General features: G+C 71.7%; 18 protein-coding genes. 7 read left to right on the top strand and 11 right to left on the bottom strand.

Annotation, left to right across the window (positions count from 1 at the left end; genetic code table 11):
* The first annotated feature begins 180 nt into the window (after window positions 1-180).
* Complete coding sequence (locus ACFW3L_RS06995; RefSeq protein WP_378737283.1) at window positions 181-1,791, top strand: sensor histidine kinase; 1,611 nt, start codon at window positions 181-183, stop codon at window positions 1,789-1,791.
* A gap of 24 nt (window positions 1,792-1,815) precedes the next feature.
* Entirely contained in the window at window positions 1,816-2,487 is a 672-nt protein-coding gene (locus tag ACFW3L_RS07000; protein ID WP_378737285.1) for a response regulator, read from the top strand.
* Window positions 2,488-2,545: 58 nt separating this feature from the next.
* On the opposite strand, the gene ACFW3L_RS07005 is transcribed toward ACFW3L_RS07000, so the two are convergent.
* Together ACFW3L_RS07005 and ACFW3L_RS07010 are read right to left on the bottom strand one after the other, a co-directional pair.
* Window positions 2,546-5,086 carry an FtsX-like permease family protein gene (locus ACFW3L_RS07005; RefSeq protein ID WP_378737287.1) on the bottom strand — a complete coding sequence of 847 codons (2,541 nt, stop codon included), beginning with the start codon at window positions 5,084-5,086 and terminating at the stop codon, window positions 2,546-2,548.
* On the bottom strand, window positions 5,080-5,835 hold the full coding sequence (locus ACFW3L_RS07010; RefSeq protein ID WP_378737289.1) for an ABC transporter ATP-binding protein: 756 nt from the start codon (window positions 5,833-5,835) through the stop codon (window positions 5,080-5,082). Before ACFW3L_RS07010 ends, ACFW3L_RS07005 begins: the two co-directional genes overlap by 7 nt.
* Window positions 5,836-6,247: 412 nt before the next feature.
* On the opposite strand from ACFW3L_RS07010, the gene ACFW3L_RS07015 reads away from it, so the two are divergent.
* A complete protein-coding gene (locus ACFW3L_RS07015) occupies window positions 6,248-9,325 on the top strand; it encodes an alpha-mannosidase (protein ID WP_378737291.1) in 3,078 nt (1,025 codons plus the stop codon).
* 92 nt (window positions 9,326-9,417) lie between these two features.
* On the opposite strand, the gene ACFW3L_RS07020 is transcribed toward ACFW3L_RS07015, so the two are convergent.
* The 3 genes from ACFW3L_RS07020 to ACFW3L_RS07030 form a co-directional block, all read right to left on the bottom strand.
* Complete coding sequence (locus ACFW3L_RS07020) at window positions 9,418-10,251, bottom strand: carbohydrate ABC transporter permease (RefSeq protein ID WP_378737293.1); 834 nt, start codon at window positions 10,249-10,251, stop codon at window positions 9,418-9,420.
* Between the two features lie 80 nt (window positions 10,252-10,331).
* Window positions 10,332-11,168, bottom strand: coding sequence for a carbohydrate ABC transporter permease (locus tag ACFW3L_RS07025; protein WP_378737295.1), 837 nt, complete (start codon window positions 11,166-11,168; stop codon window positions 10,332-10,334).
* 60 nt (window positions 11,169-11,228) lie between these two features.
* Window positions 11,229-12,590 carry an extracellular solute-binding protein gene (locus ACFW3L_RS07030; protein ID WP_378737297.1) on the bottom strand — a complete coding sequence of 454 codons (1,362 nt, stop codon included), beginning with the start codon at window positions 12,588-12,590 and terminating at the stop codon, window positions 11,229-11,231.
* Window positions 12,591-12,765: 175 nt separating this feature from the next.
* Here ACFW3L_RS07030 and ACFW3L_RS07035 point away from each other — a divergent pair, with 175 nt between their 5' ends.
* A complete protein-coding gene (locus ACFW3L_RS07035; RefSeq protein WP_378737299.1) occupies window positions 12,766-13,974 on the top strand; it encodes an ROK family transcriptional regulator in 1,209 nt (402 codons plus the stop codon).
* A gap of 13 nt (window positions 13,975-13,987) precedes the next feature.
* Here ACFW3L_RS07035 and ACFW3L_RS07040 read toward each other — a convergent pair whose 3' ends face one another.
* Both ACFW3L_RS07040 and ACFW3L_RS07045 read right to left on the bottom strand, forming a co-directional pair.
* Complete coding sequence (locus tag ACFW3L_RS07040; protein ID WP_378737301.1) at window positions 13,988-14,560, bottom strand: TetR/AcrR family transcriptional regulator; 573 nt, start codon at window positions 14,558-14,560, stop codon at window positions 13,988-13,990.
* 43 nt (window positions 14,561-14,603) lie between these two features.
* Window positions 14,604-14,969, bottom strand: coding sequence for a DMT family transporter (locus ACFW3L_RS07045; protein WP_378737303.1), 366 nt, complete (start codon window positions 14,967-14,969; stop codon window positions 14,604-14,606).
* Window positions 14,970-15,107: 138 nt separating this feature from the next.
* Between ACFW3L_RS07045 and ACFW3L_RS07050 the strand changes: the two genes are divergently transcribed.
* Window positions 15,108-15,431, top strand: coding sequence for a DMT family transporter (locus ACFW3L_RS07050; protein WP_378737305.1), 324 nt, complete (start codon window positions 15,108-15,110; stop codon window positions 15,429-15,431).
* A 5-nt stretch (window positions 15,432-15,436) separates the two neighbouring features.
* On the opposite strand, the gene ACFW3L_RS07055 is transcribed toward ACFW3L_RS07050, so the two are convergent.
* Window positions 15,437-16,483 (bottom strand): hypothetical protein, encoded by a 1,047-nt coding sequence (locus tag ACFW3L_RS07055; protein WP_378737307.1) that lies wholly within the window; start codon window positions 16,481-16,483, stop codon window positions 15,437-15,439.
* Between the two features lie 320 nt (window positions 16,484-16,803).
* On the opposite strand from ACFW3L_RS07055, the gene ACFW3L_RS07060 reads away from it, so the two are divergent.
* Window positions 16,804-18,102 carry a helix-turn-helix domain-containing protein gene (locus ACFW3L_RS07060; protein ID WP_378737309.1) on the top strand — a complete coding sequence of 433 codons (1,299 nt, stop codon included), beginning with the start codon at window positions 16,804-16,806 and terminating at the stop codon, window positions 18,100-18,102.
* A 127-nt stretch (window positions 18,103-18,229) separates the two neighbouring features.
* Here ACFW3L_RS07060 and ACFW3L_RS07065 read toward each other — a convergent pair whose 3' ends face one another.
* From ACFW3L_RS07065 to ACFW3L_RS07075, 3 genes are read right to left on the bottom strand one after another with little or no spacing between them, the layout of a single operon-like run.
* Window positions 18,230-19,411, bottom strand: coding sequence for a hypothetical protein (locus tag ACFW3L_RS07065; RefSeq protein WP_378737310.1), 1,182 nt, complete (start codon window positions 19,409-19,411; stop codon window positions 18,230-18,232).
* Window positions 19,408-21,504, bottom strand: a complete 2,097-nt coding sequence (locus tag ACFW3L_RS07070) for a hypothetical protein (RefSeq protein ID WP_378737312.1) — start codon at window positions 21,502-21,504, stop codon at window positions 19,408-19,410. Before ACFW3L_RS07070 ends, ACFW3L_RS07065 begins: the two co-directional genes overlap by 4 nt.
* Entirely contained in the window at window positions 21,501-22,295 is a 795-nt protein-coding gene (locus ACFW3L_RS07075) for a toll/interleukin-1 receptor domain-containing protein (protein WP_378737314.1), read from the bottom strand. Before ACFW3L_RS07075 ends, ACFW3L_RS07070 begins: the two co-directional genes overlap by 4 nt.
* A 351-nt stretch (window positions 22,296-22,646) precedes the next feature.
* Here ACFW3L_RS07075 and ACFW3L_RS07080 point away from each other — a divergent pair, with 351 nt between their 5' ends.
* A complete protein-coding gene (locus ACFW3L_RS07080; RefSeq protein ID WP_378737316.1) occupies window positions 22,647-24,707 on the top strand; it encodes an acyltransferase family protein in 2,061 nt (686 codons plus the stop codon).
* Window positions 24,708-24,741: the final 34 nt, after the last annotated feature.

Consider the following 24,741-nt stretch of genomic DNA (forward strand, 5'->3'; position numbering starts at 1 on the left):
GGGGCGGGGTGGGACGCAGTCACCTGCGTTCCGGCCCGGCCGGACGTGCACGTTGAGGCTGCCGTCGCCGGGCGCGGTTTCGCCCAGGCGGCGCCGCCACGACCGGCACCGCCAGCGGCGAGGGCCACCCTGACTTTCGACAGGGGACACGACCGCGTCCGGCGGGTTAGGTTCCCCACCATGCGCCCTCCCCGTCTCCGTCCCCTCCGAGCGCCCGTGGGGCACCTGGCCCTGGCCACCGTGCTTCTCCTGCTGTCCCTGGCCCCGGTCATGCCGCTGCTGGTGATGGCCTTACCCGCGCCGGCCCTGCTCGCCGGACGGCTCTCCCGTGACCCACGGGTGGCCGGGTACGCGTTCACCGTGGTCGGCCTGGTCGGGGTGGCGGCGCTGGTGTTCGGCGGCCACCCCGTGGGCATGTGGGTGACCGGCGGGGTGCTGGCCGCGTTCGCGGTGGTTCTGCCGTGGCTGCTGGGCCTGTACCTGCGCAGCACCTCCGCCCTGGAACGGGCGGGCTGGGAACGGGCCCGGACCCTGGACCGGGAGTGGCGACTGATGACCGAGCGGGCGCGGATGCGGGAACGCTCCCGGATCGCCCACGACCTGCACGACGCGGTGGGGCACCAACTGAGTCTGCTCACCCTGGGCGCCGGGGCCCTGGAGACGGCCCCGGACCTGCCCGAGGAGCGCAGGGTGCAGGCCGGACAGCTGAGGGAGGCGGCGGGGAGGGCGGCGGAGCAACTCATGGTCGCGGTCGGGGTCCTGCGCGCCGACACCGGGTCCGCGCCCCCGGCCTCGACCCCGGGGGGAGAGGGCGTCACCGCACTGGTCGAACACTCACGCGAGGCCGGGCTGCGCGTGAGTCTGGAGACGGAGGGCACCCGCGTGCAGCTCCCGGTGATGTCGGACCGGGCCCTGTACCGGGTGGTCCAGGAGGCGCTGACCAACGCCGCCAAGCACGCCCCGAGCACGGACCCACGGGTGGTTCTGCACGGCCTCCCAGACGGGGACGGTGTGCGGGTGACGGTGACCAACCCCCTGCTCCGTCGGGACGGTGCCCCGCGACGGGTCCCCGGCACCGGCGGTGGTCTGGTGGGGCTGCGCGAACGGGTGCGTCTGGCCGGGGGCGAGTTCAGTGCCGGACCCGAGGGTGGCCACTGGGTGGTGTCGGCCCGGCTGCCAGGCGAGGGGTCAGGCCCTTTCGGCGCGGGTGCGGGCGCCGCCGTCCTGGGAGCCTCCCGGGACGGTGAGGCCCACGACGCGGGCCCGGTCGGTGACGGGACGGTGAGAGACGCGGCGGGCGGTGCCCGAGGCGAGACCGGTGCGGTCTCCGAGGGCGGGTTCGCGGGCGACCCCCTCCACCCGGGACCGGACCTCCTCGGCGGCCCCGGCGACGCCGTCTCCCGCGAGGAGGACGCACACCCGCACCGCCGCGTACGTCGCCGGACCCTGTGGGCGATCAGCACGATCGTGCTGGTGCCGGTCCTCACGGCGATGGTGGGGTACGGCCTGCTCCTGGCATTCACCATGTCGGAGGCGGCGAACTCCACCCTCGACCCCGAGCTGTTCGAGCGGTTGCGTCCCGGCCAGGAACGGGCCGAGGTGGAGGCCCTGCTCCCCGATCGGGAGCTCCACCCGGGGACCCACACCCCCGACGCCTGGCCCGAGGACCCCGAGGGGCAGGAGTGCCGCTACTACCGTTCCAGTGCGGACGTGGTCTCGGGAGAGGACGACAGATTCCGGCTCTGCTTCGACCCGGACAGACTGGTCTCGGTCGAGGTGCTGCCATGGTGACGGGGGACGCGGGGAGGTCGGAGTGTGATCAGGGTGCTGTTGGTCGACGACGAGGCGATGGTGCGCGCGGGAGTGCGGGCGGTACTGGGTAACGACCCGGACATCGCGGTGGTGGCCGAGGCCTCCAGCGGCCGGGAAGGGGTGGAGCTGGCCTGGTCGCACCGGCCGGACGTGGCTCTGGTCGACATCCGCATGCCGGGGATGAACGGGCTGGAGGCGGCGGAGGAGATCCGCCGGGCCGTGCCCGGGGTCGGGGTGGTCATCCTGACCACCTTCGGCGAGGAGGAGTACGTGGTCCGGGCCCTCGACAGCGGGGTGGACGGGTTCCTGCTCAAGACCGGCGACCCCCGGGAGCTGTTGCTCGGGGTGCGCGCGGTGGCGGAGGGAGGTGCCTTCCTCTCCCCCAGGGTGGCCCGCCGGGTCCTCAACGGTCTGAGCCACGAACGCTCCACCGCCCGGCTGCGCGCCCGTGAACGCCTGGCCGGGTTGACGCCTCGGGAACACGAGGTGCTGGCCCTCCTGACCACGGGGCTCTCCAACGGCGACATCGGCAGGCGGCTCCACATGGTGGAGGGCACGGTGAAGGGGCACGTGAGCACCATCCTGCGCCGTCTGGGGGTACGCAACAGGGTGGAGGCCGCTGCGGTCGCGCACGAGGCCGGTCTGAAGGACGACCGTCCGGGGAACGCCGGGTAGATCGGCTTCCGGGCGGGCCGGGCTGGTCGTGTTCCCCGACCCTCCTTCTGCCGCTGACTCACCCATGGGTCAGGCCCTCCGCCGGAGCGACACGGGCGGCGCGGGCGGCCGGGACCAGGGTCGCGAGCACCCCGACACCGAGGGCGGAGGCGAGGACGAGCCCCAGCGCGCTCCAGGGAACGGCCACCTCCAGGGGTGCGGTCCCACCCACGATCGCGTCCACCCCGACCAGCCCGAAGGGAACACCGAGGAGCACCCCCAGGACGGCCCCGAGCTGGCAGACCACCACGGCCTCGACGGCGAGGGTGCCGTACAGCCCGGCCCTGCTCAGCCCGAGGGCCCTCAGCAGAGCCACCTCCCGGGTTCTCTCCAGGACCGACAGGCTCAGGGTGTTGGCCACCCCCAGGCCCGAGATCACCACGGTGACCAGTAGCATCACCAACACCAGGGCGACCAGGAGATCGAGGACCTCGGTGAGGTCTCCGCGCTCGCTGAGCGCCCCGCTCAGCGAGACCTCCGGGTCGGCACCGGCGACCAGGTCCATCTGGTCCGCGAGGTGGTCCCGATCGATCCCGGGCGCCGCCACGCCCCACACCATGCCCCTGGTGCTCTCCCGCGCCAGGTCTTCCAGGACCTCCGCCAGCACCACCGGGGCGGCCGTCCCGGAGGCGGTGGCCAGGGCGGACGGGTACACGGTGAAGCCCCGCGCGGTGCCGTCCACCCTGAGTTCGACGCTCTCCCCCGGTTCGACGCCAAGCGCCTCCAGCTGGTCCCCGGAGACCAACATGACCGGGTGGCCTCCCGGGTCGAACCCGGTGTCGGTATCGGTGTTCCCGGCGGAACCCAGGAGCGTTTCGGCACCCGTGACCTCAGCGAGCCGTGGGGAGACACCGACCACGGTGACCCGGTCCAGGCCCTCGACCACCATCTGGGCGGTCCGGGGGGACTCCACGTACGCCAGGCCCTCGATCTCCCGTACCCGTTCCACGGTGCCGGCGGCCACCGACCCCTCGTCGACTCTCGCGCTGACGTCCACCGGATATCGGGAGTTCAGGTCGCCGTCGATGGTGGCCCGGCCGGTGGCCGCGGCCGTGGTGAGCGCGGAGATCAGCCCGAGCCCCAGCACGAGGGCGAGCGTGGCGGTGGCCGCCCGGCCGGTGTCACGCCGGAGGTTGGCCCCGGCAAGGTCGGCGACACCGCCCATCCGTCGCAGCGGCCGGTGCGCCAGCCGGAGCAGCCGGGAGATCGGATAGCGCAGAGCCATGAGGACGCCGACCGCTCCGGCGAAGCCCCCGCCCAGGGCGAGGGGCAGCGACTCCACGCGCGCCCCGGCGACCATGGCACCCAGCCCGAGCAGCGCGCACACGGTTCCCAGGGCGTGCACGGCACGGAAGCGCACCGCGCCGTCCAACGGAGCCGAACGCAGGGCCTCAACCGGTGCGGTGCCGGCCGCCGTGCGCGCCGGGGCCCAGGCCGCCGCCACGGTGGTGCCCACGCCGACCAGCGCGCACCCGGCCAGGAGGAGCGGATCGAGGTGCGGCCCGGCTCCGGCCAGTCCGGTCAGGGAGGCGCCCGCGTACCCGACCGCGATCCCCGCACCGAGCCCGACCAGGGATCCGACGCCTCCGATGATCAGGGCCTCCGCGACGACCAGCGCGCGTACCTGGCCGCGGTCCGCCCCCACCAGGCGCAGCAGGGCGGTGTCGCGGCGGCGCTGGGTGAGCAGGATCGTGAAGGTGTTGGCGATGACCATGGCCGCCGCGAGCAGTGCCATGAGCGCGCACGCGAGCAGGAGGAGGTCCAGCTGCTGGGAACCGCCCGCGAACCGGTCGGCGGCCAGCCGGGCCTGATCCTCGGCGGTCATCACGTACAGGTCCGGCGGCAGCGCGGCCTCCAGGGACGTCACCGCCGTCTCCGGGCTGACCCCGGGAGCCGTGCTGGCCAGCACCGTGAGCGGGCTGTCCCCGGCGAAGTACGCCTCGGGCGCGTAGAACGTGAACCGCACCCCGGTCAACGGCTGGAAGTCCAGCGCCACGCTGCCCGTCACCGTCACGTGCTCCCCGGAGGACCGGAGCCCCTCCCCGTCCCTGGTGCCCTCCGTGCCCCCTCCCGGAACCGCCTCGGCGTCGGCCGGGGAGCCGGTGAACCGAACGGTGTCCCCCACACGGAGCCCCAGTGACTCCAGGGTGTCGCTGTCGGCCACGACCTCGTCCGTGCCGACGGGCCAGTCGCCCTCGGCCAGGTCGAACCAGCGCAGCCCGGGGTCGTCCGCGAGCCCGTGGACGTTCGCGGTTCCACGCAGGTCGTCGGTGGCCACCTGGACGGTACGAGCGTGTACCTCCGTGACGGTCTCGACGTCGGGGTGCTCCACCACCGCAGAGGGCCAGTCCGATCCGGGGTCGGCGGTCTCCGGGTCCCGGTCCACCACCACGTCGGCGGCGGTCAGCGGAGCGGCGGCCACCGCACGCAACCCGGCCTCGGAGGTCGAGGAGAACACCGAGGTGGCCGCCAGGAACAGGGTGCCGAGCACGACCGCCAGCAGGACGGCAAGGTGTCGGGTGGGATGGGAGCGGATCTGCGCCCAGGCCAGGTTCAGCACGGGCGCTCCGTTCGGGTCATGGCGGCGAGGACCTCCTGGGTCGTAGGTCGTTCCAGGGCGTCGCGCAGAACGCCGTCGGACATCGTCAGGACACGATCTGCGTAGGTCGCGGCGATCGGGTCGTGGGTGACCATGACGATCGTCCGACCGAGTTCGGTGCTGGCGGCACGGAGGTGTTCGAGCAGTTCACGTCCGGTGGTGACGTCCAGGGCACCGGTGGGTTCGTCGGCGAAGAGCACCGCCGGCCGGGTGAGCAGGGCACGAGCGATGGCGACCCGTTGCTGTTGCCCGCCGGAGAGCTCCGCCGGTCTGTGGCGGAGCCGGTCCCCGATCCGCAGGGTGCGCACCACCTCCTCCAGGTGGGCGCGGTCCGGGCGCCGCCCGGCGAGTCTGAGCGGGAGCAGGACGTTCTGCTCGGCGGTGAGGGTCGGCACCAGGTTGAAGGACTGGAAGACGAAACCGATCCGTTCGCGCCGCAGGCGGGTCAGCCCCCGGTCGTCGAGTCGGGTGAGGTCGCGCCCCTCCACCAGCACCCGTCCCGATGTGGGGGTGTCGAGGCCCGCCAGGAGGTTCATCAGCGTGGACTTCCCGGAGCCGGACGGCCCCATGATCGCGGTGAACTCCGCCTCCCTGAAGGAGACGTCCACCCCCGCCACGGCGGTGACGGCGGCCCCGCCCGCTCCGTACCGTCGTACGAGTCCACTCGCCTGGAGTACCGCGTCGCGCCGTTCGGTCGGCGTGCTGCTCATCCGGTTCCCTTCCACCACGTGTCCCAGCATCCGGAATCCACGCTAGGAATCAGCACCCCCGCGCCAACACTGACGACTGACGGGGTGACCCCCTGACCAACGACAGGGGCAGACCGCCGAGCACGCTGCTACGGGAACCGCGGGGCGCCGATCGAGGGGCGGGGTGGGACGCCGTCACCAGCGTTCCGGCCCGGCCGGACGTGAACGTTCAGGCTGCCGTCGCCGGGCGCGGTTTCGCCCAGGCGGCGCCGCCACGATCGGCACCGAACCGCCGGTGACCAGGGAGGAGGGGAACGCGCCCGGCTCACCCGGCGACACCGGGGAACGCACTTCGTCCAAAGCATTGACGAAGTGCCGCCGCGCTGGCAATGTACGCGGCATCTGCCAGGGGACGACCGAACGGAGACCCACCGTGCACGACGACCGGCGGCTGACCGAGGCACGACTGGACCGCGTCCTGAGGGAACGCGTATGGCCCGCGGTGTACACGACGTCGATCCCCCTGGAGGTGGCCCGCTGGGACGCGCCGGGGGAACCGGTCCCCGCGGAGGAGGGCATCGGTGCGCCCCACGAACCGGCGCGGGTGGGCGACGCGTGGGGCCCGGCCTGGGGCACCACCTGGTTCCGGCTGCGCGGCCGGGTCCCCGACGACTGGGCGGGACGGACCGTGGAGGCCGTCGTCGACCTCGGCTTCGACGACGCCATGCCCGGTTTCCAGTGCGAGGGGCTGGTCCACCTCCCGGACGGGACCGTCGTCAAGGGCCTCAACCCGCGCAACGCGTGGATTCCGGTCGGCGCCCCCGTGAACGGGGGCGAGACCGTCGAGTTCCACGTGGAGGCCGCCGCCAACCCGGTCATCCTCGGCGACCCCCCGTTCCAGCGGACCGACCTGGGATCCGGGCGCGGCCCCGAGGACCGGCCCCTGTACCGGCTGGCCCGCGCCGACGTGGCCGTCTTCGAGCGGGAGGTGTGGGAGCTCGCCCTGGACCTGGAGGTCGCGGACGGCCTCATGCGGGAACTCGACACGGGAGACCCGCGCCGCTGGGAGCTGCTGCGGACCCTGGGCCGCACCCTGGACGCCCTCGACCTCCAGGACGTCCCCCGCACGGCGGAGCGAGCGCGGGAGGTGCTGGCCCCGGCGTTGCGCTCTCCCGCCGCCGCCAGTGCCCACCGGGTGTCGGCGGTGGGGCACGCGCACATCGACTCGGCCTGGCTCTGGCCGCTGCGCGAGACCGTCCGCAAGGTGGTGCGGACCAGCGCGAACGTGGTGGCGCTGATGGACGACCACCCGGAGTTCGTCTTCGCGATGTCACAGGCCCAGCAGTGGGCCTGGCTCAAGGAGCACCGCCCGGAGGTGTTCTCACGCGTGGTGCGCGCCGCCGAGGCCGGACGCTTCGTGCCGGTCGGTGGCATGTGGGTGGAGTCCGACACCAACATGCCCGGTTCGGAGGCGCTGGCGCGCCAGTTCGTCTTCGGCAAGCGCTTCTTCCGCGAGGAACTGGGGGTGGACACCCAGGAGGTGTGGCTGCCGGACTCCTTCGGGTACTCGGCCGCCCTCCCCCAGCTCGTCCGTCTGTCCGGTTCGCGCTGGTTCCTCACCCAGAAGATCTCCTGGAGCCAGGTCAACCAGTTCCCCCACCACACCTTCTGGTGGGAGGGGTTGGACGGCACCCGCGTGTTCACCCACTTCCCTCCGGTGGACACCTACAACGCCGAGCTCACCGGGGCCGAGCTCGCGCACGCCGCACGCAACTTCCGGGACAAGGGGAGCGCGTCGCGTTCCCTCGTACCCTTCGGCCACGGGGACGGGGGCGGGGGCCCCACCCGCGAGATGCTGGCCCGGGCGGCGCGCCTGCGCGACCTGGAGGGCTCGCCCACGGTGGAGATCGAGCACCCGGAGCGGTTCTTCGCCAAGGCGCACGAGGAGTACGCGGACGCCCCGGTGTGGTGGGGGGAGCTCTACCTGGAGTTCCACCGGGGCACGTACACGAGCCAGACCGCGACCAAACAGGGCAACCGGCGCTCGGAGCACCTGCTGCGCGAGGCCGAGCTGTGGGCGGCGACCGCCACGGTGCGCGCGGGCGTCCCCTACCCCTACGAACGGATCGAGGAGGCCTGGCGGACGGTCCTGCTCAACCAGTTCCACGACATCCTGCCCGGCAGCTCCATCGCCTGGGTGCACCGCGAGGCGGCGGAGACCTACGCACGGGTCGCGGAGGAGCTCCGGGAGGTCATCGCGCGGGCCCAGGAGGCGCTGGCCGGTGACCACACCGGCCAGGCCTCGGCCGGTGTGGTCTTCAACCCGACCCCGCACGAGCGCGACGGCGTCCCCGCCCTGGGCGCCCTCCCCAGTGAGCGTGTGGGGGCCGGGAACCCCGACCACGCCGCCCTCGGCCCGGACCCGAGGACCCCGGGCGGGTTCGTTCTGGAGAACGCGCTCCTGACGGTCCGGGTGGACGAACGCGGCCTGGTCACCTCGATCCTGGACCGGGGCGGGGACCCGAAGGGCCGGGAGGTGCTCGCCCCGGGCCAGCCGGGCAACCTGCTCCAGGTGCACCAGGACCTGCCCAACCAGTGGGACGCCTGGGACGTGGACGAGTTCTACCGCAACACCACCGTGGACCTCTCCGAGGCCGACTCCGTCACCCCCGAACCGCCCGGTGAGGGCGCGGCCGCCCTGCGCGTGACCCGCTCCTTCGGGGACTCCTCGGTGGTCCAGGTGATCTCCCTGGCCCCGGGTGCGAGGCGACTGGACGTGGAGACGGTGGTGGACTGGCACGAGCGGGAGAAGTTCCTCAAGGCCGCCTTCCCGCTGGACGTGCGCGCGCACGAGTCGTCGTCGGAGATCCAGTTCGGCCATGTCAGGCGTCCCGCGCACACCAACACCTCCTGGGACTCGGCCAGGTTCGAGATCTGCGCCCACCGATGGGTGCACGTCGCGGAGCCCGGCTACGGGGTGGCGGTGCTCAACGACTCCACCTACGGGCACGACGTCACCCGGGACGTCCGGAGCGACGGCGGCACCACGACGACGGTCCGACTGTCGCTGCTGCGCGCGCCGCGCTTCCCGGACCCCGACACCGACCAGGGAGAGCACCGGTTCCGGTACGCCCTGGCCCCGGGCGCGGAGATCGAGGACGCGGTCCGTGAGGGCTACCGGATCAATCTCCCGGTCCGGGAGGTACCCGGTGACGCCGTGGTGGCGCCCCTCGTGGCGGTGGACGACCCCGGTGTGGTGGTGGAGTCGGTCAAGCTCGCGGACGACCGCTCCGGCGACGTGGTGGTGCGCCTGTACGAGGCCCGTGGCGGTCGCGCGCGGGCAGCGGTGAGCACCGGCTTCCCGGCTTCGGGGGTGCGCGCCGTGAACCTTCTGGAGGAGGAGTACGAGGAGGCCCCGGACCTGCTCACGACCGCCGATTCGGACGGTTCCCTGCGGGTGTCGGCCGCGCTGCGGCCGTTCCAGATCCTGACCCTGCGCTTCGAGCGCTGACCCGACCCCGGGGGCCGGGCTCGCCGTCCCGGGCCCGGCCCCCGGCCTCCGCGCCCCGGCCCTCGGCCCCCGCCCCCCCCGCGCCGACCCGGCTATCCCTTGACCGCGCCTCCCAGGGCGAACCGGCCGCCGAGCGCCCGCGAGACGACCATGTACAGCACGACGACGGGAACGGTGTAGAGCAGCGAGTACGCGGCGAGCTCGCCGTACCGCACGGATCCGTACTGACCGAAGAAGGTGAACACGCGGACCGCCGCCGGCATCTTGTCCGGGCTCGTGAGCAGGATGAACGGGACGAAGAAGTTGCCCCAGGTGGTGACGAGCGTGAAGATCGCGACCACCGCGAGCCCCGGGGCCAGCAGCGGGGCCACCAGGTAGCGGATCGACTGCCAGGCCGAGGCCCCGTCCACCCAGGCGGCCTCCTCCAGGGCGAGGGGGATGCCGTCGATGAAGTTCTTGGTCAGCCAGATTCCGAACGGCAGCGTGCTGGCGGCCAGAAACAGCGTCGTGGCGGTCAGCGAATTCAACAGGTTGGCCTGTACGAACATCCCGTAGACCGGAACCATGATGGCCGTGACGGGCAGCCCGGTCGCGAACAGCACCGTGTACAGGAACGGCTTCCTGAACCGGAGGTTGTACCGGGAGAGCGGGTAGGCGGCCAGCATCGAGCACACGGCGGTGATGAGCGCGGCTCCCCCGCAGGTCAGGATGCTGTTCCAGATCGGCAGGTAGACGACCTCCGGGGTCATGATCGCCGTGAAGTGGTCCAGTGTGAACCCCGAGGGCGGGCTGGCGCGCAGCGAGGGTTCGGGGTCCACCGAGGCGAACACCATCCACAGCATCGGCACCAGGAACAGCACCGCGAGCACGCCGAGGACGAGGTGGGCGAGGAACCCTCCGGCGGCCCGGCTCGGGGCGCTGACCACGGCGCGTTTCCGTCGGCCCGGGCTCCGGTGTCCCGGGTTCCGGTGCCGCCTCACGGAGCCGCCACGCTTCGGATCGTCACTCACCGGCTCTCCTCCTTCCGGAGCATCCACACGTAGACGGTCGAGAACGCCCCGGCGACGACGAGCAGCGCCAACGCGATGGCGGTGCCGTATCCGAGGTCGCCCATGCGCAGGGCCTCCTGGTACATCAGCAGGGGAAGCGTGGTGCTCCGGGAACCCGGACCACCGGAGGTCATCACGAAGATCAGGGTGAAGACCTGCACGGTCTGGAGCGTGATGAGCAGCAGGGTGGTGGCCAGGGTCCGCCGCAGGAGCGGGATCACCACGTGCCACAGCACCTGGAAGGCGGAGGCGCCGTCCACCCGCGCCGCCTCCTTGAGGTCCTCGGGTACTTCGGAGAGCCCCGCCGAGTAGGTCATCATGGAGAAGGCGGTGCCCTTCCAGACGTTGGCCAGCACCACCGCCAGGAGCGGGGCCGCGAACAGCCAGTTCTGGGGACCGGAGCCGAACCAGCCCAGGACGGTGTTGAGGGTGCCCTCCCGTTCGAGGAACGCGTACCAGACGAACCCGGCCACGACCTCCGGAACCACCCACGCGCCCACCACGATCGCCCCCACGGTGGCACGCACGGCTCCGTGGCGGTTCTGGAGCAGCAGGGCCAGGGCCAGGCCCAGCACCGTCTGTCCGAACACGCAGCCCACCAGGAAGACGACGGTGAGGACGGTGGCGGTCCGGAACCGGGGGTCGGACAGCAGTTGGGTGAAGTTGTCGAACCCCACGAACTCGGTCTGCGCGGCCTGGGCGCCGGTCAGGGCCGCGTTGGTGAGGGAGGCCCACACCGTCCACAGGATGGGCCCGGCGAAGAAGGCCAGGAGCAGGAACAGGGCCGGGGCCATCGGGACGGCCCACCGCGCCGCCCGGGCCAGGGGCCGGCGCGACCCGACGGTGGCCACCGCTCAGGAGCCCGTCGTGACGTTGTCGGGTCCGACGATGCCCTCCACCTCTTCGGCGTAGATCGTGGCGGCCTCCTCCGGGGTGGCCTGGCCGAGCATCACGCTCTCCATGGCCTCCTGGACGGCCAGTGAGATCCTGGGATACTCGCTGTAGGCGGGGCGGAAACCGGTGATGTCGACCAGCGCGGCGAACTCCTCGGCCTTCGGGGACTCCTCCAGGAAGGCGGGGTCCTCGGCGACGTCCGCGCGGACCGGGATCTGACCGCCCTCGATCGCGAACTTGACGCCGTTCTCCTGGTTGAGCGCGTACGTCATCACCTCCCAGGCGAGGTCGGGGTCGGTGGCGTTGGCACCCATGGAGAGCGCCCAGCCGCCGGACATGCTGGTGGCTCCGGCTCCCTGACCGTTCTGGGTGGGCATCGGGGCGAACTCCATGACCTCCTCCCACTCGGGCCAGGGCTGGTTGGCCTCCTCGATCCAGGACTGGGTGGCCCACGACCCCTCGAGGCTGATCGCCATCCCGCCGGAGGGGATCCGCTCCTCGTTGTTGACCGTGCCGACGTTGGCGTCCAGGGCGTCCTGGGGGTCGAGGGTGAGGTCCTCCTCGTAGAGGGTCCGGACGAACCCGAGGGCGTCGGTGAACCCGGTGCCGCCGGTGACCCACCGCTCCGACGCGTCGTCGAAGAGGGTGTCCTCGGTGCCGCTGAGCAGCATCTGGAAGCCCTGGAGGGAGGCCATCTCACCTGCGGGGGTGCCCGAGTAGACGTTGAGCGGGACCACGTCGTCCCCGAGTTCGGCCCGGACGGTACGGGCCGTGTCGAGGACGTCGTCCCAGGTGCTCGGAGCCCAGGGAGTGTCGATGCCGGCGCTTTCCAGCAGCTCGGTGTTGTACCAGAGGCCGCGCACGTCGGTGCCGAGCATCACTCCGTAGCGCTGGCCGTCCAGCGAGGTGACCGCCACCGCCTCCTGGTCGCTGTACTGGTCGCGTTCGTCCCAGGCGTCGAAGCGGTCGTCGAGCGGCATCAGGTACCCGGCGTCGGCGTCCTGGTTGATGGTGAACGTGTCCTGGTAGATCAGGTCCGGCGCCTCGCTGGGCGATCCGTTCATGAGGTTGACCTGGGTCTGGTAGTCCTCGGCCTGTGCCTCGATGGCGTTGAGTTCGACGGTGACGCCGGGGTTGGCGTCCTCGAAGTCCTCCTTGACCTGGCGCATCAGCGAGTCCATCGCGATGAAGGTGCCGAACTTCTGGTAGACGACACGGACCGTGTCCTCGTCCCGGTCGGCGCCGGTCGAGCAGCCCGAGGCGACCAGCGCCAGGAGCGGGACGGCGACCGCCGCACGGATGTTCCGTCGGGTTCTCCTCATCGTGGCCCCTCACGCAGAAAGTGGGGTGCCGGGCACCCGGAGCCCCCGGCACGTGACTCACATCACTTGCTTACTAAAAACCTTGGATAAAGACAATGGGTGAAGTGGGCCCTTCCGGGGCGGTTACCCTCGGGTGGTCAGTCAGCGGGCCCGATCGGGCGGAGGGAATCGGCGTATGCGCACAAGCACCAACCTGCTGTGGCTGGGCGGGCTCAACCAGAGCAGGGTGCTCGACGCCGTGCGCCGCTCCGACGGGATCAGCCGGGTGGAACTGGCCGAGCAGACCGGCCTGACCGCCCAGACCGTCTCCAACATCGTGCGCAGGCTCCTGGAGGACGGGCTGGTCCTGGAGGACGGCCGCGCCACGTCGCGCGGCGGCAAACCGGCGACCGTGCTCCGCCTCAACGCGGGCGCCTACTACGCGGTCGGGATGCACATCGACCCGGCCTCCACCACGCTGGTCGTCACGGACCTGGCCGGGCGGGTGGTGGCGCGGCGCCGTCGGCGCACCCCCACGTCGCAGGGGCCGCAGAGGGTGATCGACGCCCTCAGCAGGTCGGTCCGGGCCATCGTGGCGGAGGCGGACGTCCCCGACCGCATCCTCGGGCTCGGGGTGGCCACCCCCGGCCCGCTCGACACCGAGGGTGGAGCCGTGACCCCGCCGCACCTGCCCGGCTGGAGATCGGTGCCGCTGCGGGAGGCCCTCGCGGAGGGCACCGGGCTGAAGGTGGTCCTCGACAACGACGCCACGGCCGCCACCATCGGCGAGCGGTGGTCCGGCGGGGAGGAGCGCTCCTCGGACATGGCCTTCGTCTACGTGGGGACCGGTGTGGGCGGCGGGCTCGTCCTGGACGGACGGGTCTACCGGGGCACCACCCTGAACGCCGCCGAGATCGGCCACGTGACGGTGGACCCGCGCGGCCCGGAGTGCCCGTGCGGGAACCGGGGATGCCTGGAGACCTACGTCGCGCCGCACGCGGTCGCCTCGGACGCGGCCAGGCGCCGGGGAGAGGCCCCGGCGGACTTCGAACGCGGGCAGGCCCGAACGGTCGCGGCGTACCGCAGGGTGTGCCGTGAGGCGCACGCCGGTGACACCGTGGCCCTGGAGGTGGTCTCCGCCGCCGGACGCCGCCTCGGGCAGGCGGCGACCACCCTGCTCAACCTGGTCGACGTGCCGTTGGTGGTGCTCGGCGGCTGGGGCATGTCACACGTCGGGGACCTGTACGGCACCGCCCTGCTCGACGCGGTCTCCGAGCGCTCCATCGCCCGCTCCATGCGGCGGGTGCGGGTGGAGACGTCGAGCATCGGCGAGGACGTCGGCGCGATCGGCGCGGCCGCGCTGGTGCTGCACGCGGCGTACGCGCCCGAGGTCACCAGCGTGTGAGCGGGAGGGCGGGTCAGTCCTCGCGCAGGGCGTGACCGAGGATCTCGGCCACGCGGGCCTCGGTGAGGTCCTCGTCCCCGAGCAGGATCCTGGCGCACAGGCCGTCGGCGGTGGCGGCGAAGCGGCGGACCGTCAGTTCGTCGACACCCTGTTCCCAGGCCACCTCCGACACCGCCTCGCGCCATCTCCGCGCCACCGGCCGCAGGGCCGGGCGACGGGCGGCCAGCAGGTTGAGTTCGCGTTCGGCCAGGGCGCGGGCACGGCCCTCACCTCCCGCGCCGGAGATCACCCGGGCCAGTCCCGCGACGGCCCGCACGGCGTCCTGGCCGGGCTCCTGGAGGGCCGTGAGCTGGTCGATGTAGGCGTCCGAGGCGGCGGTCAGCGCGGCGACCAACAGGTCGTCCATGGTCTTGAAGTAGTAGACGGCGGAGCTGGCCGGGACGTCGGCCTCCCGAGCGACCGCCCGGTGGGTGACCCCGGCGACACCGTCGCGTTCCACGACCCGGAGCGTCGCGGCGATGATCTCCTCCCGCCTGCGCTCGCCCCGGGCCCGTCGTCCGTCGACCCGCTCCGTCGTGCCGCTCACGATCTCCTCCGTCAGTGCTCTGGCGGCGACGATACCAGCGGGTTCAGGCCTCGCTGTGCTCCCCGGGGACCTCGGACGCCACGCTCGTGCGGGCCCGGCCGAGTTCCAGGGCGAGGGCTCCCGTCATCACGAGCACCAGCCCGCCGACCTGCACCATGGTGAGTTCCTCACCGAGCAGCACCAGTCCGATGACCGCGACGATCGCCACCCCCGAGGACGTCCACAGTCCGTAGGCGACGCCCACGGCCATGCCCCGCTTGAGGGCGAGCGCGAGCATGAAGTAGGCGACCAGCACGGCCGGGACGGCCACCAGGACCGCGACAGGGCGGGTGAATCCCTCGGAGAGCCCGGTGGCGGTGGCGCCGACCATCTCGGTCAGGAGTGCGGCCGCCAGGAAGAGCCAGGCCATGTTCGTTCCCCTCGTTCGGTCGGCCACGCCTCACGCGACCAACTACTTGAACTATCGTTCAGATAGGTGTGTACTCTGATGCTAGATCTACTTGAACCATCGTTCAAGTTTTTGAGTCGGAGCACCCCAGGAGAACCCGTGTCCCTCGCCTATCTCTTCCTCGCCGGAACGATCGCCCTGGAGGTCGTGGGCGCGATCGCCAGCCGCTACTCGGACGGCTTCACCCGCCCCGCACCCACCGCGGTCACCGTGGTCACCATCGTCGGCGCCTACTACCTGTTCGCCCTCGCCCTGGAAGAAGGGCTCGGACTGGGCGTGGCCTACGCCGTGTGGGCTGCGGTGGGCATCGTGGCCGTCACCCTCATCGGGGTGTTCGCGCTGCGGGACCGGATCACCCGCGTCCAGGTCGCCGGGGTCGTGATGACCGTCGCCGGGGTCCTGGCGCTCGAACTCGGCGGGTGACGGACCTACTGCTCGGGGTAGACGGACTGGATGCGCTCGGCGACGTCCGGGAAGCCGCTCCGCTCCAGGATCTCCACCTGTTCGCGGACGAACGCCGCGCGCTCGCTCTCCCCCGCGACGGAGTCGATGAGCCCGCGCAGGATGGCGACCTGGACGTCCTGTTCCATGCCGCCCTCGTCCACGTCCTGCTCCGCGGGCCACCAGTAGCTCTCGTAGCCCTCCTCGTCCACGCCGCTACCGGCGGTGGGAGCGTGCTCGGGCTCCTCCAACAGGTCGGGCAGCTCGTGTGACGGGGCGGGGAACCTCGGCTCCGGTTCCAGGTCGGGCTCGGGGCCGGGGCCCGGGCCGCGGGACAGCGCCTCACGCGTCCGCGCGGCCTCACGCTCGGCGGCCCACAGCGCACGGTCCTTGCGCAGGTGGGCCATACGGCCGAGACGATCCTCGTCCTCGTCGTCCAGTTCGAGACGGACGTTCTCCGCCCAGACCTGGATCGTGCCTCCGGCGACCGGCTCCTCCACCGCGAACACCGACTCCAGCTCGCTCTCCGCCACCGCACGGTCCTCGGGGTGGGCGTCGCGGAGGATCTCGCGGGCGCGCAGCACGACCGAGCGGACCGCCGGGCCCGCCGGGTTGCGCAGGCTCAGGTCGACCCGGTGGGCCCACCGCCAGTGCACGAGCGCGGAGAACCCGAAGGCGTAGTCGTCCAGGGCACTCGGGAGGTCGATCCGACGCGTGCGGACGCCACGAGTCCCGCTCTGGCCACGCGGCGCCTCGACCGGCGCGGGCTCGTCCCCCTGGTCCGAGCGGTCCCGGAGTTCGTCCCCCGAACCTCGCACGTCGGTCTCCTCCCGCCGCTCGGTCTCCCCGGTGCCGCCGGTCACCAGCTCCGTCACCGTGACCAACAGGTCCGGGCGTGCCAGGACCACGCCCAGCAGCGCCATCGTGAAGGGCAACCAGAGCAGAGTCCATTCCCCGACCAGCGGAAACAGCACCGCGGGGACGATCAACACCACGATGACCGCCACCAGGCGGATACGGGCGAAGGTGGCCACGGGGTGTCTCCTCGGGCGGGGGCAGGGGGCTGGGCAGGAAGGTTCCTCAGGCCAGTGTGCCCGAGAACCGGCGCGAACGCGTCACCAACGCCGAGTCGGACCCCGCCCCGAGCCCGCTTCGGTCGCACTCCTCCGCTTTCCTGAACGCTGACCCCCGCCCGGGACGGAGTTCCTCACGGCACCTGTTTCCCGACCCGGACCGTCGGATATGACCCCTGTGTCCGACCGGTGCCCCGGGTCGCCCCGCCCCAGGCCGTTTCCCGCTGCCTCCCCCAACAGGCACCGGACACCCCCGTTCCACCCCCCGTGAGGTGACAAGAATGTTCGGTGCGGAGCTCCGCCGCCGTCGGCAGGAAGCCGGGATGACCCTCGAGGACCTCTACCAGAGGGTTCACTTCAGCAAGAGTCACCTGAGCAAGGTGGAGACCGGGTCGAAGAACCCCTCCCGGGACCTGGTGAGAGCCTGCGACGTGGCCCTCGGAGCCGAGGGCCGGCTGGCCGCACTCGCCCCCGGACCGACCGAGGGTCGAGCCGACCGGGCGGAGCCTCCTTCGGTCGACCAGGAGGTATGGCTCATGAGTATGACCCCGGACGGAGAGACGGGCTTCGCCGGAATGGACCGCCGGACCGCCCTCTCCCTCAGCGGCCTGAGCGTGCTGGGGGCGGGGCTGGGTGGTGCCACCGGGCCCGGTGGCACCACCCGGGGACACACAGACGCCGAACCCGCGCTCACGAGCTTCCGTCACCAGTTGGGCGAGCTCAGGACCATGGGGCAGCACATGGCCCCGTCGATGGTGTTCCCCATCGCCATCGTCCAGTCCAACGCCCTGCGCCAGCTGGCGAGGACCGCTCCCCCGACCCAGCGCCCAGCCGTGCTGAGGCTGGCCGCACGGTTCGCGGAGTACACCGGGTGGATGGCCCAGGAGAGTGGATCGGAGCGCTGGGCACTGTGGTGGACCGACACCGCCGTGTCGCTGGCACGTGCCGGGGACGACTCGGAGATGGGCGAGTACGCGCTGGTGCGTCGAGCCCTGCTGACCATGTACGCCCATGACGGCCCGCAGACCGTCGCCCTGGCCCAGCGAGCCCAACTGTCACCCGGAACGTCCTCCCGGGTACTCGGTCTCGCTGCCAGGCGCGAAGCGCAGGGGCACGCCCTGACCGGTGATCTGGTGTCCTGTGAACGCTCCCTGGAGCGGACCCGTGAGCACCTCGCCGCCGACCGGTCCGGAGCCTCCGGGAGTGTCAGCCCGGAGATCCTGGGGTCCCGGCACGTCGACGACCCGGTCGGGGTCACCCGGGGCTGGTGCCTGGTCGATCTGGGCCGGGTCGAGGAGGCGGCCCAGACCCTGGACCGCGCGTGCGCGGCGCTGCCCGCGAACGCGATTCGGGCGCGGACCCGATTCGGGGTGCGCCGCGCGCTCGCGCACGCCCTGTCCGGGGAGGTGGAGCAGGCCTGCACCATCGCCACCGAACTCCTGACCGTGGCGCCGAGGGTGGACTCGGCCACCGTCCGCCTGGACCTGCGCCGCCTCCACCAGACCCTGGCGCGGTACCACGGCCACCGATCCGTGCGTGAGCTCTCCCCACGTCTCCTCACCGCTCTGAGCACGGTCTGAGCACGGTCTGACACAGCGCGGTCCGCGCCCCGAGTCGGGGTGGGGACCGCACCAGCGGAGGGGATGAGGGCCGTGCCCGGAGAGCTCCCCGGGCACGGCCCCGCTCTCGTTCAGAGGTGCGTCGAGATCAGAAGGGCACCCCGTCACCGTTGGGTGAGGGCACCGCCTCAGGCGCGAGGTAGGTGAGGCCGACCAGGGGCGGATCGTCACCGTCCGCCTCACGTTCGGGCTCGAGCGGGTAGCGGCGACGGATCATCTCCGCGATCTCGGTCAGGGAAGCCAGTTCGAAGCTCTTGGCCCACCGATCCACGACCTGGATGCGCAGGTCCTCGTTCTCCATGCCCTCGATCTCGTCCATGAGCCTTCCGACGGCTCCGTCGAGCGCACCCTCGACACTCGTGGACGCTCCGCCACCGGAGGCCCGGGCGACCGTCACCTCGTCCGCCCAGTCCCGGCCCTCCGGCCACTCCCACACGGGACTGTCCGGTGAGCGGACGGGGAGCCCGGTGCCGTTGAGGAAGGAGAACGACTCCGGGGAGGCCGACCTCAGCCGATCCAGGAGATCGGCGGAGTCGACGCCCTTCGAGGCCTCCGCGACCCGGGTGAGCACCTCGATCAGTCCGTGGGTCCGGTCGACGTCGGCGTCCCCTCGCACCAGGTCCCACACGACCGCGCTGCCGGGGGTCGCCAGCACGTCGTCCGCGTAGTACCTGCGCTTCGCGGACTCCACCGAGCGCTCCACCTCCCAGAGGACGCTCTCCTTCCGAGCCTTGGCGATGCGGGCCAGCCGGGTCTGGTCCTCCTCGGAGAGCGCGAGCGTGACGTCGTCCGCCCACACCTCCACGGCTCCGCCGAACCCGTGGGACGCCACTCCCAGCGTCGCCGCGACCTGGTGGAGCGCCATGTCGTGCTGCTCGGGTTGGTACCCCTCGCTCACCCGCCGGGCCTGTTCCACGACGAGCTGTCGGGCCAGGCCCTCGGGGTTGCGCAACCGGTGGTCCGGCTCCCCCACCCAGCGCCACCAGACCATGGCGGAGAGGACGAACGGGTACTCCCTGTCCTGACTGGGTGCCAGGGCCGCCTTGATCCGGGCGTTCTTCGGTCCGCTCTCCACGAACGGGTCCGGTGGACGCACCGTCTCCCCGGGGGTCGCCGCCTTGGTGCTGTTGACCATGAGGGCGAGCACCCCGATGAGCAGCAGAGGCGGCGCCAGGACCAGGGCCCACCAGTCGATCGTCAGGTACAGGACCACCCCCAGCGAGACCAAAGCCGCGGTCAGGATCGCGCCGCGACGCTGTGCGGGACTCATCCGTGCTCCTTCCTCGGTGTTCCGTCCGGGGTCGAGGTGTCCGCCACCGGTGGCTCACGACCGTCCAGACCCTCGGCGGCGTCGACCATGCGCACGAGGAGCTCGCCGTCCGCCCGGTGCAGCTCACGTTGCTCCGGGGTCGCCGTCCCTTCGGCCCAACGCAGCCCTGAGGTGTAGAGGGTGGACAGCGTCCCGGCGGAGACCGAGGCGGCCAGCAGCACCTCCATCAGCCGCCTTCCCGACCCGATCCACCGGGCCGCGTACGTCCGCGTCTGGGCCCGTTCACGTTGGAACAGAACACCCAGCCCCGACTTGAGCCGCCACTCCAGGGCGGTACGACCGGAGCGCTCCCGCAGGACACCCGCCAACCGGTCGGGCGCGGTGAGGTCCCAGAGCAGGTCCCGCTCCGTGCCGTGGTCCCAGCCCGGCTTGTGGCCATGCTCCCGAAGACGGTCACAGACCCTGACCAGGAGCTTGCGGTACAGGGGGTGGCTGGTCGTGAGGGAGGCCAGCTCGGCCCGCGCCGCGTCGGCCACCGCCGCCTCCCTGTTCCCGGCGAGCAGGTGCAGCCGGACGACGGCCTGTCCCGGGTGGGTCGCGGACAGCTCCCGCGCGCAGACGGCGACCAGGACCTGACCGAGATCCGGGGAGAGGGCCGGGTTCCTCGCCCTCGAGTAGATGAACTCGCGGCCGTCCCACCCGTACCGATCGTGTCGCAGCACGCTCGTCAGCAGTACGGCTGCCTGCGGGGAGGTGCGTCGCCGCTGCCTGGACCACACTTCGACCCTTTCCAGGACCTCGCGGTGATTCGCGACCCGTAGCGTCTCCTCGGCCCAGCGCTCCGCGATCCGCTCGCGGTCCACGGGCGACAGTGAGCGGTCGGCCACGAGTGCGTCCACCCACTGGCCGAACGAGGTGTGGAGCCGGGGGTGCGCGTCCCAGAACGCCGAACGCAGCATCCGGGCACGACCCGCCCGAGTGAGGTACACCCTGCGCTCCGAGCGTGTCTCGATCCCGCAGAGACGGAGCTCGTCCTGGAATCCCGGCCGGTCGAGCAGGGGCGTCTCGTCATCGGGGAAGGACACCTGGGACAACAGTCGGTCCACACCGACGGCCAGGTGCTCGACCGGAACCCCCTCCATCAGGGAGGTGGCGAGCAGGATCGCCCGAGCACGCCCCTTCACGGCTCCCAGGTCCTCCGGTGGAGCCGGCTCTCCCGACTCCAGGGCCCGGTCCACCCAGATCCTGATCGTCTCCCCGGGGCCGGCCTCCTTGTACTCGGTGAAGGTGCGGCGCGCCACCTCCTCGATCTCGCCCATGGTGGCGGTGTCGGCCCAGGTACGAACCCTCGGTGTGGCGTAGGCGGAGCCGGTACCCGGAACACGACGGGATTCCAGATGCCGGTCCAGCACGGCGAGCGGGCTCGGACGGCCGAGACGCACCACCAGGTCCCGCAGGGAGGAGGGGAGCTTCTCCTCGTCACCCCGTCCGACCAGCACCACCAGGGAGGATCCAGCCCGGCGGGACCGCACGCGCAGGCCTTCCAACGCGTCGCGCAGGGGGATCAGGGAGTATCCGCTCTGGCTGGTCAGATCCACGAGCAGGCGAGCGCCCTCCTCAGCCGGGTCCTCCACGAGGACCGGCTGACCGTCGGGACCGGTACGCACGAGGTCGTCCTGGACGTCCCCGTTCACCTCCGCTCCCCGGGGAGCCAGGACCATCAGCCCCGCCGTCCTGGCGCCGTCGCCCGGTGCGGAGCTGAGAACGACCGCGCCATACTCGGCGATGACGGTTCGGCAGTGGCCCTCGTCGAAGTCGAGCGGCGCGACGAACCGTCCGCGCAGAGTGGTCAGCCAGTCACCCGCGACGATCCGGTGTTCCCTGACGTACGTGACGCCACCGTCGGAATCCGACCGGAGCAGTTCGGAGTAGGCGGACCCCACGATGTACTGGTTCAGGTACTGGTCACCGGTGACGTTGTTGACCGTCGCGTCCTGGTTGACGTCGCCCGACCCGGTGTGGGTGGTGGCCCGGTCGCCGGTGACGGACGTGGCGGGCGAACCGGGGGGACGAGTGGTCTCCTGAGTGGTCACCCACGCCCCCGCCGGTCGACGCGGCCCGTGTGCTGACCCTTGATGCTCTGGTCACCGGACACATGGTTCACGGTCGAGTTCTGGTCTCCGGCGACGTGGTGCACGGTGGAGCTAAGGTCTCCGGACACGTGGTTCACGGTGGAGTTCTGGTTGATGTCACCCGAGCCGGTACTGGTGGTCGCGTGGTCGCCGTTGACGACCACGCCGTCGTTGCTGAAGTCCCTGGCCTGGATCGCGGTTCCCTCGACGTTTCCCATGGTGTTGCCCGTACCGGCCTCGGCCCGTTCCGCCGCAACCGCCTCCTCTTTCGACCGCACCCTCTCCTCCAGCTCGGGGGCCGCGATCAGGACCGCCTCGGCGATCTCGTCGAGATCGGGGCCCACGGTCCGGTGTCGGAGCCGCCGGTACTGGCAGCGAGCCAGGGCCGCGATCTCGTCGGGAAGCTCGGCGGCGCGCAGGCGGGGCGTCGAGTCGATCAGGACGGGGATCACCGTGGCTCCGGCCTGGAAGGCCGCCGCGATCTCCCACCGTGTCCAGTCGTCCGCGTCGTCGATCGCCCTCAGGCCGTCACTCTCCCGCTTCTCCAACCAGCGGGTGCCAACCACCGCCAGGAGGACCTCACAACCACGGACCGCCTTTTTGAGCCGCCGCTCGAAGTCGACACCGGCCGGAATCGAGTCACTGGCACGAAACACCTCACTCTCACCGAAACGCTGAGAAAGTTCCCGCCCGAGGTGCGTGGCGACCTGCTCGCCATCTCCGGTCCGGTAGTTGATGAAACAGCTGGTCACGGATTTCCTCCACACTGAAACACGTCATTCGAACGAACTTCCCTGGACCATGGGCAGCATTGGCGACGATGTCTGATATCGCCGTGATCCGCCTTTTGCCAGCGCTCCGATAATGTGCCCCAACAGCTGATTCAGAAAGGCCAATGGGCTTGTTTCCCTCCGCCCGGGCCAGGGGAAACGGGAAATCCGCCCGGGTATTCGACTCCGAGGGCGTCGGGGGCACCGCCACCGGAGGGTCCCGGGGCACGGGGGTGGAGCGCCGTCCCTCGGGCAGGCGAAGACTCAGGAAACACTGGCGAAAGGCTTCCGCGTTCGCTCCACAAAGGCCGCGGCGGGGCACAGTATGACTGCATGCGATCACCCGACTTCACATCGCCGCAGGCCGGGGCCGATCCGGAGCGGGCCCGGTCCAGGGGCCGTGGGAGCCGCTTCCGCCCCGAGGTCCAGGGGCTGCGCGCCGTCGCCGTGCTGCTCGTGCTCGTCTACCACCTGAACCCGGAGCTCCTGCCGGGCGGGTACGTGGGCGTCGACGTCTTCTTCGTGATCTCCGGCTTCCTCATCACCTCGCTGCTCCTGCGTGAGGTGCGTGAGCACGGCCGGGTGTCGCTGGCCGGGTTCTACGTCCGCCGGGTCCGACGCCTGCTGCCGGCCGCCACCGTGGTGCTCCTGACGACCGGAGCCGCCTCCCTGGTGCTGCTGCCCGTCACCCGGCTGGGAGACACCGCCTGGCAGATGCTGGCCTCCGCGGCGTACGTGGAGAACCTGTACCTGGCCGACCAGACGATGGACTACCTGGCGGCGGAGACCGCGCCGAGCCCGGTCCAGCACTTCTGGTCGCTGTCGGTGGAGGAGCAGTTCTACCTGGTCTGGCCTCAGCTGTTCGTCCTGTGGGCGCTCTTCGCGCGTGGACGGCTCCGCGTGCTCACCATGGCGCTGACCTCGGTGTTCGCCGCGTCGTTGGTCTGCTCGGTGATCCTGACCGGGAGCGGGGATCCCTCCGCGTACTTCCTGCCCACCACCCGGGCCTGGGAACTGGCGGCGGGCGGACTCCTGGCGGTGTTCCTGGCCGACCGAGAACTGCCGCGCCCCCTGCGTCCGCTGTTGGGGTGGGCGGGACTCGCCGCGGTCGTGGCCTCCGCCGTGTTCTACGACTCCGGTACCCCCTTCCCGGGGTACGCGGCGCTGCTCCCGGTGCTGGGTTGTGTGGCGGTGATCGCCGCCGAGCGTTCCGAGGGCCCCTCCGCCGCCACGGTGCTGAGCACCGGACCGGCCAGGTTCGTCGGTGACATCTCCTACGCGCTGTACCTGTGGCACTGGCCCCTGATCGTGTTCGCGCTGGTCCTGCTCGAACGGGACACCCTGGGGCCGCTCGGGACGGTGGCGGTCGCGGCGACGTCGCTCCTGCTGGCGTGGCTGACCAAGCTGTGGGTGGAGGACCCGGTGGCCCGGCACGGCCTGGTGCGCACCGGGCGCGGCGCCCTGTCCGTGGCCCTGGTGGGCCTCCTGGCCGTGGCCGCGGTCTCCGCCACGGCACTGGTGCGGGTGGAGCGGTTCCAGGTGAGCGACTTCGACCCGGAACTGCACGTGGGTCCGAAGGCCCTCGGCCTGCCCTCCCCCGAGGGAGCCTCGATGTATCCCTCACCGATCGGCGCGGAGGACGACACCCCCGAGGCGTACGACGACGGCTGCCACGCGGGTTTCGACCGACGGGACCCCTCGGATCCGTGCTTCTACGGCCCCGACGACGCGGAGACCACGGTGGCGCTCACCGGGGACTCGCACAGCACCCAGTGGTTCCCCGCCCTGAACGAGGTCGCGAAGGACCGGGGCTGGCGGCTCGCGGTGTTCAACAAGTCGGCCTGCGCGTTCACCGCCGCCGAGGTGGGCCGTGAGGGTGAACCGTACGAGGAGTGCCAAGCGTGGAACCAGGCGGTCGTCGAGGAGATCGAGGACATGGAACCCGACCTGGTCATCAGCAGCTCCTCGGTGGCCGGACTCCCCCACGGCCTCCAGCCGGGGCCGGAGGCGCGCGACGCCATGGCGGAGGGGATGGTCGAACTGTGGGAGGAGGTCACCGCGTCCGGCATCCCCCTCGTCGCGATCCGGGACACGCCGCGCACCACGTCCGACGTGCTCGACTGCCTGGCCAAGAACGCCGACGACCCCTCGTCCTGTGACCGCCCGGTGGCGGACGCCCTGGAACGGGACGACCCCCAGGAGCTGGCGGTACGTGAGGTCGAGGGGGCCGCGATGGTCGATCTCAACGACCTCATCTGCACGGACCACACCTGTCCGGCGGTGGTCGGGAACGTGGTCGTCTACCGGGACTCGCACCACCTCACCGAAACCTACGCACGCCTGCTCTCGGACGACATGGGCACGAGGATCGACAAGGTCCTGGGCGGTTCCTGAGCTCACCCAGGGGTGCCTTCGGGGCGGAGGGCGA

Origin of the sequence: Nocardiopsis sp. NPDC058789 (assembly GCF_042745575.1) — a bacterium.
In the GTDB taxonomy this organism is placed as follows: domain Bacteria; phylum Actinomycetota; class Actinomycetes; order Streptosporangiales; family Streptosporangiaceae; genus Nocardiopsis; species Nocardiopsis eucommiae.

What these genes read in the sequence shown, in the direction of transcription:
- ACFW3L_RS07045 (WP_378737303.1), bottom strand. Translation starts at nt 14,969, where the DNA reads ATGGCCTGGCTCTTCCTGGCGGCCGCACTCCTGACCGAGATGGTCGGC.
- ACFW3L_RS06995 (WP_378737283.1), top strand. Translation starts at nt 181, where the DNA reads ATGCGCCCTCCCCGTCTCCGTCCCCTCCGAGCGCCCGTGGGGCACCTG.
- ACFW3L_RS07080 (WP_378737316.1), top strand. Translation starts at nt 22,647, where the DNA reads ATGCGATCACCCGACTTCACATCGCCGCAGGCCGGGGCCGATCCGGAG.
- ACFW3L_RS07010 (WP_378737289.1), bottom strand. Translation starts at nt 5,835, where the DNA reads ATGAGCAGCACGCCGACCGAACGGCGCGACGCGGTACTCCAGGCGAGT.
- ACFW3L_RS07035 (WP_378737299.1), top strand. Translation starts at nt 12,766, where the DNA reads ATGCGCACAAGCACCAACCTGCTGTGGCTGGGCGGGCTCAACCAGAGC.
- ACFW3L_RS07030 (WP_378737297.1), bottom strand. Translation starts at nt 12,590, where the DNA reads ATGAGGAGAACCCGACGGAACATCCGTGCGGCGGTCGCCGTCCCGCTC.
- ACFW3L_RS07060 (WP_378737309.1), top strand. Translation starts at nt 16,804, where the DNA reads ATGTTCGGTGCGGAGCTCCGCCGCCGTCGGCAGGAAGCCGGGATGACC.
- ACFW3L_RS07025 (WP_378737295.1), bottom strand. Translation starts at nt 11,168, where the DNA reads ATGGCCCCGGCCCTGTTCCTGCTCCTGGCCTTCTTCGCCGGGCCCATC.
- ACFW3L_RS07065 (WP_378737310.1), bottom strand. Translation starts at nt 19,411, where the DNA reads ATGAGTCCCGCACAGCGTCGCGGCGCGATCCTGACCGCGGCTTTGGTC.